Raw genomic sequence first — 14,365 nt, forward strand, 5'->3', positions numbered from 1 at the left:
CTTTATTGTTTAATTTTTACTGATTATTCGTATCTTAATGCTTCTATCGGATTAAGCGCCGCCGCCCGCCGTGCCGGATAATAACCGAATACTATGCCGATAACCGCCGACACGCCAAAGGCAAGAAGAATTGAAAAAATAGAAACCTCCGTTTGAATAAGTCCTAAAGCGGTAATCGTAAACGATATCCCCCACCCCAGGACAACTCCGACAAATCCTCCAACAAATGTGAGCATAATTGCTTCCGCGAGAAATTGAAGACTGATATCTCTGCGTTTTGCACCAATGGCTTTGCGCAGGCCGATTTCTCTCGTCCGTTCGGTAACGGTCGTGAGCATCATATTCATAATGCCGATGCCTCCCACGAGAAGCGAGATGCCAGCCACGGCGGCGAGTAAAATAGTAAATGTCTGCGTGATGCTTGAAGCGGTTGAAATGATGTCTTCCTGATTCAAAATACTGAAATCCGCCTGCGTGGAGTCGGAGATTTTATGTCTCATTAATAAAAGGTCGGTGATATCCTGCGCCACCTGTTTCATAACGTCCGCGTCGGCAGCTTGCACGTTGATGCTGGTTACGTACTTGTCTCCCGTAAGATACCGTTGGGCGGTAATAAGAGGAATGTATATTTGGTCGTCCTGGTTTGTGAAACCGGAACCTCCCTTTGTTTCAGTTACGCCAACAATTTTGAATTGCAGCTGGTTGATTCGGATTGTTTGTCCTATAACAGAAGCGCCTTCTCCGAACAAATCATCGCTTACGGTGGGTCCGATTACGGCGACTTTTGACCCCGAAGCGTTATGCGTATCTGAAATGAACGAGCCTTCGGCTATGGCGACATTGCGCACCGCAGGATAACTTGAAGTAACGCCAACCACGGACGTATTCGTATTGGTGCCTTTTGCTGTCACCTGATAGCGGCTGGAAACTTCTGGCGAAATAGCGTTAACCGATGAAACTTCGGACAATATCGCTTCGGCGTCTTCCAAAGTAAGCGTTTGTGCCGAGCCGCGGCCTGTTGATGCGCCGAATCCTATCGTACGCTGCGCACCGGGTGAAATTTGAATAAGGTTTGAACCGAGAGATTGTATGCTTGATTGAATCGTCCCTTGTGCCCCCGTGCCAATAGCGACCATCGTGATAACGGAAGAGATGCCGATAACAATGCCGAGCATGGTAAGTCCCGACCGGACTTTGTTTCCTGAAAGGGCTGTGTATGTTTCGCCTAAAATATCGGAAAATTTCATTGGTTTTTTTGGCCGACTTTTCGGCGAACATGCCGTTTTGAATCGTCAACAATAAGGCCGTCCCGAAGAGAAATGATGCGCTCCGCGTGTTCGGCAATATCATGTTCGTGAGTAATAAGAATTATCGTGCGTCCATGCTCTTTATTAAGACGGTCAAAGGTTCCGAGAACGATTTCCCCCGTTTTTGTATCGAGATTTCCCGTCGGTTCGTCGGCAAGAATCATCGTCGGGTCATTCACCAAAGCCCGGGCAATGGCAACGCGTTGAATCTGCCCGCCGGAGAGTTCGTTTGATTTATGTTCGAAGTGTTCGGAAGTTAAGCCTGCGGCGATAAGGGCTTTATGCGCACGCTGTAGCCTTTCCTCTTCGCCGATTCCCGCATATATTAAAGGAAGAACGGTATTGCGTACGACGGTTGTGCGCGGAAGAAGGTTGAATGACTGAAATACAAAGCCGATGTTTTGGTTACGTATTTCCGCCAATTCGTCATCGGAGAGCTGCGAAACGTCTTTGCCGTTGAGATGATATGCGCCGGAAGTCGGCGTGTCGAGGCATCCCAATATATGCATAAGCGTTGATTTGCCCGAACCCGAAGGTCCCATAATTGCGACAAACTCACCGTCCTGAATGGTAAAAGAAACTCCCCGAAGCGCTTGAAAAGCGGTCTCTCCGGATCCGTATGTCTTGGTAACGTCGCGTATTTCTATCATATTTTGTTAGCGGGAAATGGATGTGCCGCTCCGTACACCTCCACCGCCTATAAGCGATGGCGCACTTTGTGTTGTTGTTTGGGCCGTGCCTGAGGCAATAGTTCGCACGACAATCTGTTGTCCTTCCGATACTCCGGATAGTATTTCCGTATTTGTATCATCAGTGAGGCCGATTTCCACGGGAATTCTTTCCGGTGTAACTGCCGATGGCACTCCCTGTGTACCGCCTGTCACCTGGAGAGCGGGATTGAATACCTGCACATAATTCATGCCACTTTGCGTCACAATCGCGCTTGCGGGAACCGTGAGCACGTCTTGCCGTGCCTCGGTAATAATGGAAGCGTTGACGGTCATCCCCGGTTTTATCCTTTCATCCTGCGTATCAAAAGAAATCTTAATCGCATAGGATACAACGCCTTGCGAAACCGTACCTACCGCATCCATTTCCACAACCTCACCAGTAAGCGTAAGGTCCTCTACCGCATCAAATGTCAGCGTTACTTTGTTTCCGAGTTTTATTTTTGCCGCATCGACTTCATTGAGAGAGAGTGAAGCTATTTTTTGATTGGTAATAACAGTTGCCGCTGCAGTTCCCGTTGACACCGTATCAAACCGTTTGATATTTAAAGATGTGATTACGCCGCTAAAAGGTGCCGTAATAGTATAGTTTGCAAGATTGTTTTTAAGCTCTTGCAAACTGCGTTCCTGGTCGGAAATACTATATGCACTTGATTGAAGGCTGATTGGATTTTCGCCTGTGGGATTACCGATTTTGAGAATTTCCAAATTTCTTTCATCGTCACGTATAGATTTTTTTGAGGCATCAAGAGACTTTTGTTGGGCTAGAAGCGAACTCAATGTGCTGTTTGTAGTTGCAAGATAGCTTTTTGCATTCGTACGCATAGTGGTAATTGCAGAATTTACAGTGGTATTGTGCTGATTAGCATAATCGATTGCGGTATCAAGAAGATTGAGAACGCTTTGAAGCGCTTGGGCTATCGCGGTCGTGGTATCAATTGATTCGGTAAGAATTTTCTCAAGATCATCGCCGCTCGAGTACCGTGTAAGTGTTTTATAATTAATCAGGCCCTTGTCGTATTTACCTCTGGCAATAGAATGATCGCTTTTGGCCGTGTCGGCAAAATTATTGAAGGTCTCGTATCCCGCATCGTTGACCTGAACCACGTTTATAATAACATCCACGTTCCATTGGGACTTACTGGGGCTTAGGTCATATCCATACAATACGTTGTAAAGCCCAGTAACAACGGTGGGTAAATTTAAATACGTGTCCGACAGTGTGTTAAAAGTATCGTTGTATGTTGAAGTGAGTTCCTTTTTCGCGTCATCAAGCGCTTCATTTGCTTTATCAAAATCAATAGGAGCTTGCGCGGAATCTTTTTGGAATTGTAGTTTTGCTTGTGCGAGTGACTGTTCGGCGTCCGCAATAGACTGTTTCGCATCCGTTGCATCAATTGAAGCAAGTGCCTGGCCCGCGTACACCGTGTCCCCTGCTTTTACTCCAACCCAGACAATGTCGCCACCGGCTTTAGGTTTTATGTCTATCGAATCGGAAGAGGAAACCTGTCCTGAAGCGGAAACTGAGGCGATAACCGTGCCTCGCGTTACCGTTCCGAGGACATAACGAGTCTCGGTTGTTTTACCGCGCATTGCGGCAAAAGCCGTATACCCTCCGTACACGAGGGCCAGCACGATTATCACGCTCACGATTTTATGCGCTTTAGAAAACTTAATTATATTGTTAACGATTTTGTATGAGAAAATTTTTTTCATATTTATTTAATGGGCGCCTTCCTTCCTTCAGGCGGTGCGGGAAGAACGCGTATTAGTTTTGCTTCAATTTGAGAATTCTCATTGGGCGACCCCAACACTACGGTAAAATCATCTACCTTCAAATCGGAAGCGGATATTGTCGTATCAAAATGTCTGATTTGAGTATCGTCCCCAATCAGTATGACTTTTTCAATCTCATCGGGCCCTACCATGACAAACGTCGGGAGATTGATAGTTACTATCTTCCCCACGGCACCATGCGATTCTATAAAGCCTTCCTGAAGAGGTATTTGAAATGGCCGTGGCCCATGTTCGCCAAAAGCCCTGTAATAGTTGTCTCCGAAACGGTACGAAAAAGCAGCCTTCCGATATCCGACGAACATACCTGCCTGGAAAATCAGGAGAACTATGAGGGCCAGGCCTACTCCCACAAGCACTCCCTGAAACGTTTTGGATTGAATAAATTCTTTTAAATTTTTATACATACAAATGGTTATGAGTGGCTAAATAATGGAAATAATCCATTTCGTGTGTTCCGTGCAAATACTTTAATTGAGACGAGTAATGCCACAATGGCCACAAGGGAAACGGTAATCCCCATGAACGGAAGAGATTCCAAAAGAGAGAGAGCAAACTCTTGCGAATGTGCGAGTACGATGTCCGTATCCGAGAACAGAAGGGAGAAATAACTGTAAAAGCTTGACTGATGCAATTGGGCAATTAAAGACTGAATAGAAAATATAATGCCAACAGCTGAAACGGGGGTTACGACAAGGGACCAAAGAAGATACCTTTGCGCCACACGACGTTCTTCTTTTCTGATATCTAAAAGGATATTGGCCTTAAGCCTTTGAGGTACGTCCAGTTTTTCCGATTCCTTCATACCTACTATACGAAAAAGGGATGCATTTTGGTGCACCCTTTACTCAATCTGTTTATTAGAAAATCTAGACCTGTTCGGCTTCAAACAGCCTGCGTAAAGAAACAAGAGCCCTTCTATACTGGCTTTTGACCGTATGGAGAGGTTTTTGCAAAATCTTTCCCATTTCGGCAAATGTAAGATTGCCCGAATGTCTAAGCACAAGTACTTCCCTGTATTGCGGATTGAGCTGTATTAAAAGCGATTCAATGAATCTGGCATCTTCGGCTCTTGCTATCAATTCGTCAGGTAAAGGCTCCCCGTCTGCGAGAGTTTCCGCAAGCATATTTACACCTTGCTCATTTTCAAACGATGAGAAAGAAAGTTCTTTTTTCTCGCGCAACCAGTCAATCGCCGTATTGCGGGCAATCGCAAAAAGCCAGCCTTTGAAATTGCTTCCCTGCCGGTATGTCCGTATATGCTTCCAAGCTTTTATGAAAGAATCCTGGGTGATGTCTTCCGCCGCCTGGAGGTCATGCGTCAATTTGAAAGCGAAGTTGTATACATCCTTTAAATACCTGTCTACAAGTAAATTAAGGGCTTTTTCATCCCCTTCCAAGTAATCAACAATCAATTGTTCACTCTCTCTTTTCATTGAAGTCAAAATTATACCACAAAAATCACTGGAGTGTATTTAGGGCCGCGCGAGTTTTTGGTCCTACAATACCCAGAGGTTCAATGTCATTCGCATTTTGGAAGGCAATAACCGAAGCGCGGGTGATGGCTCCGAAGTACCCCGTCGGTTCGTCATTAAAGTATCCTTCACGCTTAAGCAAAAGCTGAAGTTCCTGCACGTCATTTCCCCGCATCCCCTGTTCAAGAAATTTTGTAAAGACAAAAAACGGTCCGGCAACAGGACTGCTTGCCGCATCAAGCGCGGCTCGTGTTCTCGGTCCCACAATGCCGATCGGGTCGATTCCTTTCGCATTCTGGAACGCAACAACAGACGCATGCGTAATGGGTCCGAAATACCCCGTCACACCTGCTGAGAAAAAACCGAGTTCTTTGAGTTTCTGCTGTAATACACGGACGGCCTCCCCTTCCGAACCCTGGGATAACTCTGAAGTCGCAGAAGTTGTATTTGAAACCGGAAGCGTAGGCAGAAGCCTGAATGAAGCGGCTACTGCCTTGCGGGTAAGCACATCAGCGATTCCTGTCGGTGGCAATTTATTTTCATTTTGAAATTGCCTGACAGCCTCCCGCGTAACGGAATTATAAGTCTCGGCAATCGCTCCCGCGTAATAGCCAAGAGCTTTAAGTTGTTCGTGGAGTGTGAGGATATCGGGGTCAATCATTCCTTCCTGGAGGCTTCTTGTGATTAGAACTTGTTCCTCTTCTTCGAGACCGCCCTCGTTTGAATGCATTATTACGCTTCCTCCCGACTGGCCTGAGGATGTTTTGCCTCCTGAAGCGGCGAGCAAACTTTCATAGGGGTTGATGGCAGTACGGCTCGGGTCCCATATCTCAAAGTGAAGATGTGAGATAGTCGCTTCGGCATTACCACTATCGCCGACCCAGCCGATAAGTTGTCCTTTGGTAACGGTTGTTCTACGCTTCAAGCCCGGCGCGTATGCATTCGCTTCCCCACCCTGTCCGTCGTCGGTTCCCGGTGTGTCGTTATTAAGGTGAAGATATCGGTAAGAAAAACCTTCCGAATCGCGGATGCTAATTGAATATCCCCATGATGCTTGGGGAATTGCAATAAAGGTAATGACACCATCGGTGGCGGCTACTACAGGCGTCATTTTATCCGCAATAATATCGATACCGAGATGTGTGCGGGTTCCGCCATCGCGCGGTTCCGAAAAATCGTCCCTAAAGTTATATTTTCCATTCACCGGAAATACGATGGTTCGAGCCCCCGCGTATACTTGGAAAGAAAAAGAAAAAAAGGCGAGAGCGATGATTCCCGCGAGGAGTTGTGATGTATAAAGTTTCATTCTGTTGTTTAGTATGTAAACGTTTCGTGCGGCTGAATCTTACCCATTCTAAGTCAATGTAGACAGTTGGGCATCATGTAAGGATTATGGATAATTTCTTCCATCTTCGGTTATTGGAATTTTTTCACCTAAATATTTCGGCTTCCTATTGAAGATAAGATTGAGTGCTGCTTTCTCATTGGCAAGCACCTCACGGACATAATTACGAAAAAGCATATGTCCGACATCGGCATTTACTCCATAAGCTTTTATTCCAAGTTGACGCGCGATAAAAACGGAGCGGGGCAAATGGAATGACTGGGTACAAACAAGAATTGAAGAGACTCCGAAAATGTCACGGGCGCGGTACATACTACTATACGTGTCAAAGCCGGCGTGGTCGAGAAAAATGTCCTGGTCCGGAATGCCCTTGCTTATAAGATAGAGGCGAACAGGATTCACTTCATTATGGCTGTCAGTACTGTTATCTCCGGAAACAAGAATCTTTGATACTTTTTTGGCTTCATATAGTTTGATGGCCATGTCCGCGCGGTCAATAAAAATGGAAGAAAGTGCGCCGTCAGGAAAAATTGCCGCTCCGGGAATAAGCGCTGTTTGCGCATCAGGAGCTTTGAGGGCGTCATTGTATATATATGCTTTTGCCCCTGTATAAATAACTATATTGGTAGCAAAGACAAAAATAATTAAAAGCCCCAAACCCAATGCAATAAAAAGTAAGAGACGCTTCATCTCTCAAGTATACCCTTTCTTACCGTCAACTATTCGGTACCCGCTTGTGCGGGTATTTGACCGTAGTAATTGAAAAGCGCCTGGATACCGGCGAGGTTTTTTCCCCATTCAATGGTCCCGTGGGTAGAAAGTTCCACGGTAATCGCGGGAATGTTTATGGAAGCAAGCCACCCTTCGGCATCTCCCGTGATTTCATATACATCGAATGATTTAACAGCCGGATATCCCGATGCGCGCGAATAGGCATTCATTATGTCGAGTGTTTCGGGAAGAATCCCCGCTTCGCATTCCGACGCGTACACGGCGTTTGATTGGCTGTGCCAGAAGATGACGGCCTTCGGATTATTTTCTAAAACGAAATCACGGATAGCCTGCGTTTCTGGCTCGGAAAACGCTTCGGTACCGGCGCTCACCGTTTTTGTCCGCCATGTGCTTGTGGGCTTCCACTTGCAATCAAAGTTTCGGTTGAGGTCTACATCATTGGCGTTGAAGCGGCCTATCCCCGTAGTATCCGCAACCTTTGGCGCATCCGCGATTACAAAACGTCCTTCTTTGCCGATTACTTTATACACTCCATCGGGGTTGGCGGACGGAATCACGGTAACGGACACATTGTCGGGAATGACATCCAGGTTTTCGTCGAGATAATCCATAAACTCATACGAAAGAATAACACTGTTCCATTCGTAACCGCCGTGTATACCTCCGACAAACAAAAGATGCGTTTCCCCTTTCCCATACGTATATGCGTCAATGTTTCGTCCTTCAACAGACTGGCCGATGACCTCGTGTACAGGCGTGACAGATTCTACTATTGGCAATTCGGGCGTCTTTTGAAGATTTAGAAACGTAAAGACCCCGATGCCAAGCACCGCAAAAACGAGAACGATTATGACAATCGGTTTCTTAAAAAGAGGCGGCATAGTTCGACAAGCTCACCACAGGTTATTCGGTGTAGTATTCAAGGAGAGCCTTAATGCCCTTTTCGTTTTTAGACCATTCGGTATCCGTGTGATTGGTGAGAAGAACGCTGATTGCGGGAATATTGTTTTTGGCGAGCCAGTTTACCATGTCGCCCGTTATTTCATAGAAATCAAAATTTTGGAAAGCGGGATATCCCGAAGCGGTAGCGTATGTGTTGGTAAGCGTCTGTGTTTCCGAAGAAACGCCATTGTGACAGTTTGACGCGAACACTCCTCCGGCGGCACTATACCAGACGACAACCGCTTTCGGTTTGCTTGTTTCCACGTAATTTTTCATTGCAAGACTTTCAGGCTCTGAAAACGCACTGCTTCCGCCGCTCACGATCTTGTCTTGCCATTTGGCGGAAGTCTGCCAATCGCAGTCAAAGTTTCGGTTGAGGTCCACGTTGTTGGCATTGAAACGTCCCGCCACCGTCGCGTTTTGTGCCGTAGGAACATCGGCTTGCGTAAAGCGGCCCGCCGTGCCAACTGTTTTGTTTAATCCATCGGGGTTCAATGCGGGAATGACGGTAACTTTTACGTTCGCGGGAATCGCAGTCGGGTTTGCTTTGAGATAATCCATCAATTCATACGCGACAAGAACCGTATTCCATTCATACCCGCCGTGTATGCCTCCGACAAAAAGAAGTTCCGTATTACCTTCCCCGTAGTGATAGGCGGTAATGTCGCGGCCTTCCGCGGATTTTCCGATAACCGTTTGTTCTTTATTTACAGGCTCGGTGTCCGTCCCGCCGGTTTGTTCGTTCCCCGGTTGATTCGTATCGGTAACGGCCTCATTGGGAACAGCATAGTTTGCCCAAATAAAGTACCCTCCGACGCCCAAAAGAATAACAACTGCCAATATAATAAGTGTGTTTTTCATATGTTTCAGTATAACATAATGGCTTATAATAATGATTTTTAGGCATTCAGCCGTTTTTGAAACTAGAGAAAAAAGTTATCTGAATATCACCGAACCGCTGTCGAATTTGAGGTCCAAAACAAGTTCGCCCCGTGAAGTGAAATGGTAGCCCGATGTATTAGTGAGAAGGTTTGCGAATTCGCTTTCCTGCGAGCCTTCGCAATACATTTTCGTTGACATCATGTCCGTAAACGAAATTTGGCCGCCGTTCGCGGAATATGTTCCGCCCATACTATTGCAATCAGTTTTAACCGAAAACTTTCCGTCCTTGGAAAAGTCCAGCGTAAACACCCCCGCTTTTTTCGGAAGTATTTCTCTTCCATCGTTGTACAGTGCTCTTATCCATGTCCAGCTTTTCATATCAAGCGTCATTCTCGATGGGTCCGCTTCTCCTTCAAAGTCCTGCACGACTTCGCCGAACTGCATTGATTGCGGGTCAAGTTTGAGCCAGATACTTTTGCCCACCGACGGCTGTGCAGTCATGGGTTCTCCGGGCACGCGGTCGGCATAGTTCACTACGATTACGTTTTTATGCGAAGGGTTTTGACTTAATTCGGTAGTCTGCGGAGCAATGCGGTCGCCAAGAAGCAGTCCTTGCGAGCCGATATAGCCTCGTTCCGTATTGAGCGCCGCAACGACATAAAAAAATTGCCCGCTTCCTCCCGTTTCCTGAGTAAGAAGAAACACGGCGTCCTCTCTGCCATCATCGTTAAGGTCAAGCATTACTTCGTTTCCGAAATAACGAGTGATTATTTTTGAAGCGGAATCGGGCGAGGCGTCAATTTCGGAAAGGCCGTTTGAGAGCCTCACACGGTTGCCGTCAATGACATATTCGGCATTTTTGTAATCCTTCCCCGCGTACGCCTGTTTTTCGTTATAAATAAAATTGTTAAAGGCAAAAAACAAGGCAACGAGGCCCGCTACGGCAAGAACGACGATGAGACCGATGGTTCTGCCGATAAAAAATTTGTTTGGGTTCATAGTTCGTATATTATAGCCTATTATCTTTTCGGCAAAATATTCCAGATGGCGGGGTCCTGCCCCCCATCCAGTTTAAAGATGGCGATGCCGCGCACCCCGAGTTTCTTCGCCAGAGCAATTTTGTCGGCAACAGAGCTCGCGTCACCCCACGTCATCATCCGGAACACCTGATTGACATTTGTGGTGTTTGCAAACGTCAGCGCCGCTTGCGCGACATTCTGGCTGTTTTGGATAAATTGAGGTTTGGCGGTGATAGGCGTTGTTGTCGGCAGATAAGAGAAAAATATTTCCCCTTGTGCGTTTCGCGTGGGTGTAATGCCAAAGGAGTTTGCTATTGGGATTGCGTAGCCGGGATTAAAACTCCACAGCAAATCATATGCGAAACTGCCGGCATAGGCGGTAACGTTGTATTCGTAGCCGTACGTCGGCACGCCGATGACTATTTTTTTCTTGCTTATGTCTTTGGCCATAAGCGTTATGACCTTTTCAACCCATGCGGGGTCTGCCACGGGCGCGTACAGTTCCCCTTTTGCTTCCGCTTCGGCCATGAGTTTGAGGTCAATGCTCTGCTGGTCGTATGCCATAACACGCACGCGGTCGCAGTATTTGTTGATTTCTTTTAAGTCGTTCGCGTAAAGGCTTGCATCGGCAGGAGGAGTGTTGCCGAAATAGCGGTCGGCAACGGGCGTGCGGGCTTCTATGGTGCACATCACCCACTTATTGCCCATGCGCTGATATAGCCCGCGAAGAAACGTGGAGAAATAATCTCTGTCTTCCGCACGTTTGCCTTCAAAATCTATATCAATACCGTCAAAATTATTTTCCTTCACGAGCGCGGTGATGGCATCTTCAAGGGCAATACGTGATTTCTGATTACTCAATATCTTGTGCAGAAGTTCGGAATTGCTCGTCATGATGGTCGGAATGATACGGACTTTTTGGCGTTTTGCCTCGGCGATGAAACTCACCCAGGGCTCTTTATCAAGTGAGCCGTTATCAAGGAAAGTGCCATCGCTTTTAAGCGTATAGACGAACGGGTTTACTTCTATAAGTTGGTTGAGGTGTGGCAATACATCGGCAGTCCCTGTCGCTGTTCTCCAATACGGTATCCAACCCGAAACCTCAAACGGCGCGTAGATAGGCGCGGCAGATGCGCCGAAGGGCGCAAGCAGAAAAATAGCCAAAACAAAAAGCGAGAGGAATGATATTCTCATAAGTACTTTCATGCTATCTATTATAACGGATAAAGGTTAGGGGTATTACTTCTTTCAGGGAGCGATTCTACTATTAAAAAGTTTTCTTGGATAGCAGTTGTTTGTGACTGAAACTTATTAAATTTGAGAACATTCACTACAGCAAAAATACATAGAAAAAGAATCCCTATCATTAGAAAAATCGCACTCCCAATAGTCAACCAGTCAGCTATCTTACCCCAAGCCCCATTATAGTTCCTTAGTGAACGTACATCTTCTTCTTTTCTAGAAAAATGCCAATCCGCCAAAATATACGCAATAATAATCGAGAAGATTGAAAGAAGTAGTAAACTCCACGATATGAAAAGAATCAAAATATTTGATAGACCAATATTAACGATACCGGTAACAAAAGTTATAGAAAGAACAAAAGTACCCGCTGAAAAAGTGACAAGTAACTTGTCAAACTTTTCCCTTTCTCGAATACGGGCTTTTCTAATATCTGTTATGATTTCTCCAATTGTTAGCATGCTTTAAGATATTTGGAATTTATTTTTATTAATTTAGTGGCATTGTTCTGATATAGCGTGAAAGGTGGAAAGTTACAAGATGAAGGTCTTCATCATTTAAGATTACTGAGGAGTTTTTTATAAATGTCGGAAGCGCTTTTGGATTTAGGAGCCATAAACCTTTTTTTTCTTGAGCATACTTTGAACTTGTAGAGTCAACAAACCAACCGGGAAAAACAATAACTGGTCGGACCTGAAATTCTTTTCCAGTACTTTCTTTTAAAATTTTCTTCAGCCAAATTGCTTCATCAATACTTTGAGTAATTGGGTGTTTATCAGGATAACGACTACCCACTATTACACCCTCGCCATCGAACGTAATAGATTCATTTCCACCCTTCTTGCTCCGCGCTTTAGTTTCAATGGTAAAAATTCCATGTGGAGAAACGACAACGTGGTCAATGTTAAAATTCTCTCCCAATACGTCATGGAAAACGACACAGCCTGAAACTCTGAGTTCTTCAAGGGATTGTCCCACCTCCCTCTCACCATCCCGCCCTAGTTTTATTTTTTGTATTTCAGATATATTTTTTTTAAGTCTGAAAGACAAGAAAATTATTACTATTAATCCCGCAATTAAAGTCCTTACAGGGTGAGGTTCTATTGGAAATGGAAAGTAAAAACGTATCCATTCAAAAATAATAAAGCATACACTAAATAAAATAAGAAGAGCGGGAAAAAATAATTTCTCGTATAAGGAATCCTGCAATTTTTCGTCAAGAGACTGGCCTGGAAGCCGTAATATCTGGTTTTTAAGTGGACTATTCATATTCACAAAATCGGATATTGAGCAAATTCCGAAAGCAAATTTTTTTCGTACAAGATGCGAGAAAAGGCTTCGGCTTCATAGAGAGCGCCATTGAGAGCGTTGTGCGGATGCGGTTCTACAGGAATGCCGACATATTCCATTATTGAATCGGAATTAAGAGCGCTTCTCCCCTTTTCTATGGGCGGTGTAATACCATGTTGAACCATATGCAAATACACCATTGAATGCAAATCAAGCGAACGGTGCGCCAAAGTGAAGTCCATATGATTGCGCTCGGTCGCGGCCTTTAGAAAATCTAAGTCAAAAGAAGGGTTCTGCCCTGCAATCGTATGCACCTTGCTCTCCAATAGCCATTTAAAAAATTCTTTAACAATCTCCCCTTCCGATTTTTTCGCGGGGTCCGTGAGGCTTTCTTTACTGAAACCATTTACCTCCAACGCCTCGTCCATAATATGCGCCCCCGCCCACATTCTGCATTCTGCGTAGAAACGCCTTTCAGGGTTATTGAAATCAACCGCGCCAATACTTAACAGCGAGTGCTTGTACGGGTGCGTTCCTGTTGCTTCTACGTCTAGGATAATCATTTGTGTTATCCTAAATGATAGAACATTTCAAAGGAGGAAACCATGCCCCTTAAAAAACGTCAGAAAAACATTCTAACGGCATTAAAAGAACTGGGCGGAGAAGCGTCCACCCGTGAGATCGCGGAAAAAGTGTCATTAAATGTAAACGGTGTCTCCCAGAGCCTTGGCGCTCTTGGTAAGTATGTTGTCGGACTAGGCGGTCGAGGTGGAGAAATGCGCTGGAAATTGGTAAGTGAGTGATTTTTTCACAAATTAAAGAACCTCTTCCCGAGGTTCTTTTTTATCACTAACCCCTTCACGTTAAAGTGAGGAATTGCGAATGGCCTTTATTTAAGACCCTTGCAATTCGCCGCGGGAGTGTAACCTGCCGCGCGGGCTTCCTCGGGAGAATTAAAAGTAATTTTGTTTTCTTCCGCTATGCTTCTGGCGCCCGAACACCACGGATAGTGGTACTTCGTCCCCTTCTTTGAAGCGACAACCATTTCCGAAGAGACCTCCTGGGAGGCGAGATTTTGGGCTTGCGTGACCTGTGCGGGAGATGCTATCTGGGAGGTGTTCTCTATCGCCACGGGCTCTTTATGGCCAAAGGAGAGCCTCCCCAAGCCAAAAGCGGCCGAGCCCACCAAAATGAGCATAAAGGCCACAAAAAGGCTTTGAATACCGTCATCGTCGTTACCGAAAGAGGCCTTGATTTTCTCCGTGATTTCTTTTATACTGTTCCCCATTACGTCAAATTGTAACACAGCACTATGGCACATAGAAAAGCCCAAGGTTCTACAAAAAACGACCGAGATTCAAATGCGAAGTATCGCGGTATAAAAATCAGCAATGGAGGAACGGCTAAAACCGGAATGATTTTGGTGCGCCAAAAAGGCACGAAGTTTATCCCCGGCAAGAACGTCGGTATGGGAAGCGACTATACTCTCTTTGCTCTCAAAGACGGAAAAGTGAAATACGGCACGAAGCGCAAAATGCACTTCGACGATACCATCGTCTCCAAAAACATCGTCCACGTTATCTAAATCAAAATCCGCCCTGAGCAAAGT

18 protein-coding genes are annotated in these 14,365 nt (G+C 45.6%); 2 read left to right on the forward strand and 16 right to left on the reverse strand.

What is annotated here, in order from left to right; translation table 11 throughout:
* Nucleotides 1-23: 23 nt before the first annotated feature.
* The 15 genes from Q8O71_04010 to Q8O71_04080 form a co-directional block, all read right to left on the reverse strand.
* Nucleotides 24-1,247, reverse strand: a complete 1,224-nt coding sequence (locus tag Q8O71_04010) for an ABC transporter permease (protein ID MDP2705525.1) — start codon at nucleotides 1,245-1,247, stop codon at nucleotides 24-26.
* On the reverse strand, nucleotides 1,244-1,957 hold the full coding sequence (locus Q8O71_04015) for an ABC transporter ATP-binding protein (GenBank protein ID MDP2705526.1): 714 nt from the start codon (nucleotides 1,955-1,957) through the stop codon (nucleotides 1,244-1,246). The genes Q8O71_04010 and Q8O71_04015 overlap by 4 nt, the downstream gene beginning before the upstream one ends.
* Before the next feature lie 6 nt (nucleotides 1,958-1,963).
* Complete coding sequence (locus tag Q8O71_04020) at nucleotides 1,964-3,751, reverse strand: efflux RND transporter periplasmic adaptor subunit (GenBank protein MDP2705527.1); 1,788 nt, start codon at nucleotides 3,749-3,751, stop codon at nucleotides 1,964-1,966.
* Between the two features lie 2 nt (nucleotides 3,752-3,753).
* A complete protein-coding gene (locus Q8O71_04025; protein ID MDP2705528.1) occupies nucleotides 3,754-4,236 on the reverse strand; it encodes a hypothetical protein in 483 nt (160 codons plus the stop codon).
* Nucleotides 4,237-4,244: 8 nt separating this feature from the next.
* Nucleotides 4,245-4,634 carry a hypothetical protein gene (locus Q8O71_04030; GenBank protein MDP2705529.1) on the reverse strand — a complete coding sequence of 130 codons (390 nt, stop codon included), beginning with the start codon at nucleotides 4,632-4,634 and terminating at the stop codon, nucleotides 4,245-4,247.
* Between the two features lie 64 nt (nucleotides 4,635-4,698).
* Nucleotides 4,699-5,265 carry an RNA polymerase sigma factor gene (locus tag Q8O71_04035; protein MDP2705530.1) on the reverse strand — a complete coding sequence of 189 codons (567 nt, stop codon included), beginning with the start codon at nucleotides 5,263-5,265 and terminating at the stop codon, nucleotides 4,699-4,701.
* Between the two features lie 25 nt (nucleotides 5,266-5,290).
* Nucleotides 5,291-6,610 (reverse strand): peptidoglycan-binding protein, encoded by a 1,320-nt coding sequence (locus Q8O71_04040; protein ID MDP2705531.1) that lies wholly within the window; start codon nucleotides 6,608-6,610, stop codon nucleotides 5,291-5,293.
* A gap of 84 nt (nucleotides 6,611-6,694) precedes the next feature.
* Complete coding sequence (locus Q8O71_04045) at nucleotides 6,695-7,339, reverse strand: ElyC/SanA/YdcF family protein (protein MDP2705532.1); 645 nt, start codon at nucleotides 7,337-7,339, stop codon at nucleotides 6,695-6,697.
* Nucleotides 7,340-7,368: 29 nt separating this feature from the next.
* Nucleotides 7,369-8,262 (reverse strand): M14 family metallopeptidase, encoded by an 894-nt coding sequence (locus Q8O71_04050; GenBank protein MDP2705533.1) that lies wholly within the window; start codon nucleotides 8,260-8,262, stop codon nucleotides 7,369-7,371.
* A 22-nt stretch (nucleotides 8,263-8,284) separates the two neighbouring features.
* On the reverse strand, nucleotides 8,285-9,184 hold the full coding sequence (locus Q8O71_04055) for a M14 family metallopeptidase (GenBank protein ID MDP2705534.1): 900 nt from the start codon (nucleotides 9,182-9,184) through the stop codon (nucleotides 8,285-8,287).
* A gap of 75 nt (nucleotides 9,185-9,259) precedes the next feature.
* On the reverse strand, nucleotides 9,260-10,204 hold the full coding sequence (locus Q8O71_04060; protein ID MDP2705535.1) for an META domain-containing protein: 945 nt from the start codon (nucleotides 10,202-10,204) through the stop codon (nucleotides 9,260-9,262).
* 20 nt (nucleotides 10,205-10,224) lie between these two features.
* Nucleotides 10,225-11,430, reverse strand: coding sequence for a glycosyl hydrolase family 18 protein (locus Q8O71_04065; protein ID MDP2705536.1), 1,206 nt, complete (start codon nucleotides 11,428-11,430; stop codon nucleotides 10,225-10,227).
* A gap of 8 nt (nucleotides 11,431-11,438) precedes the next feature.
* On the reverse strand, nucleotides 11,439-11,927 hold the full coding sequence (locus Q8O71_04070; protein MDP2705537.1) for a hypothetical protein: 489 nt from the start codon (nucleotides 11,925-11,927) through the stop codon (nucleotides 11,439-11,441).
* A 28-nt stretch (nucleotides 11,928-11,955) separates the two neighbouring features.
* A complete protein-coding gene (locus Q8O71_04075; protein ID MDP2705538.1) occupies nucleotides 11,956-12,735 on the reverse strand; it encodes an NERD domain-containing protein in 780 nt (259 codons plus the stop codon).
* Between the two features lie 2 nt (nucleotides 12,736-12,737).
* Nucleotides 12,738-13,319, reverse strand: coding sequence for a 3'-5' exonuclease (locus Q8O71_04080; protein ID MDP2705539.1), 582 nt, complete (start codon nucleotides 13,317-13,319; stop codon nucleotides 12,738-12,740).
* 42 nt (nucleotides 13,320-13,361) lie between these two features.
* Between Q8O71_04080 and Q8O71_04085 the strand changes: the two genes are divergently transcribed.
* The gene (locus Q8O71_04085) at nucleotides 13,362-13,559 is read left to right on the forward strand and encodes a winged helix-turn-helix transcriptional regulator (GenBank protein MDP2705540.1); all 198 of its coding nucleotides are present in this window, start codon (nucleotides 13,362-13,364) and stop codon (nucleotides 13,557-13,559) included.
* An 86-nt stretch (nucleotides 13,560-13,645) separates the two neighbouring features.
* Here the strand turns inward: Q8O71_04085 and Q8O71_04090 are convergent, their stop codons facing one another.
* Nucleotides 13,646-14,044: a hypothetical protein gene (locus Q8O71_04090; GenBank protein ID MDP2705541.1), complete on the reverse strand. Its 399-nt coding sequence runs from the start codon at nucleotides 14,042-14,044 to the stop codon at nucleotides 13,646-13,648.
* A 24-nt stretch (nucleotides 14,045-14,068) separates the two neighbouring features.
* Between Q8O71_04090 and rpmA the strand changes: the two genes are divergently transcribed.
* On the forward strand, nucleotides 14,069-14,341 hold the full coding sequence (gene rpmA / locus Q8O71_04095; GenBank protein MDP2705542.1) for a 50S ribosomal protein L27: 273 nt from the start codon (nucleotides 14,069-14,071) through the stop codon (nucleotides 14,339-14,341).
* Nucleotides 14,342-14,365 lie beyond the last annotated feature (24 nt).

The organism is bacterium (genome assembly GCA_030690305.1).
GTDB lineage: Bacteria > Patescibacteriota > Minisyncoccia > Phycocordibacterales > JAGLPS01 > JBBUCK01.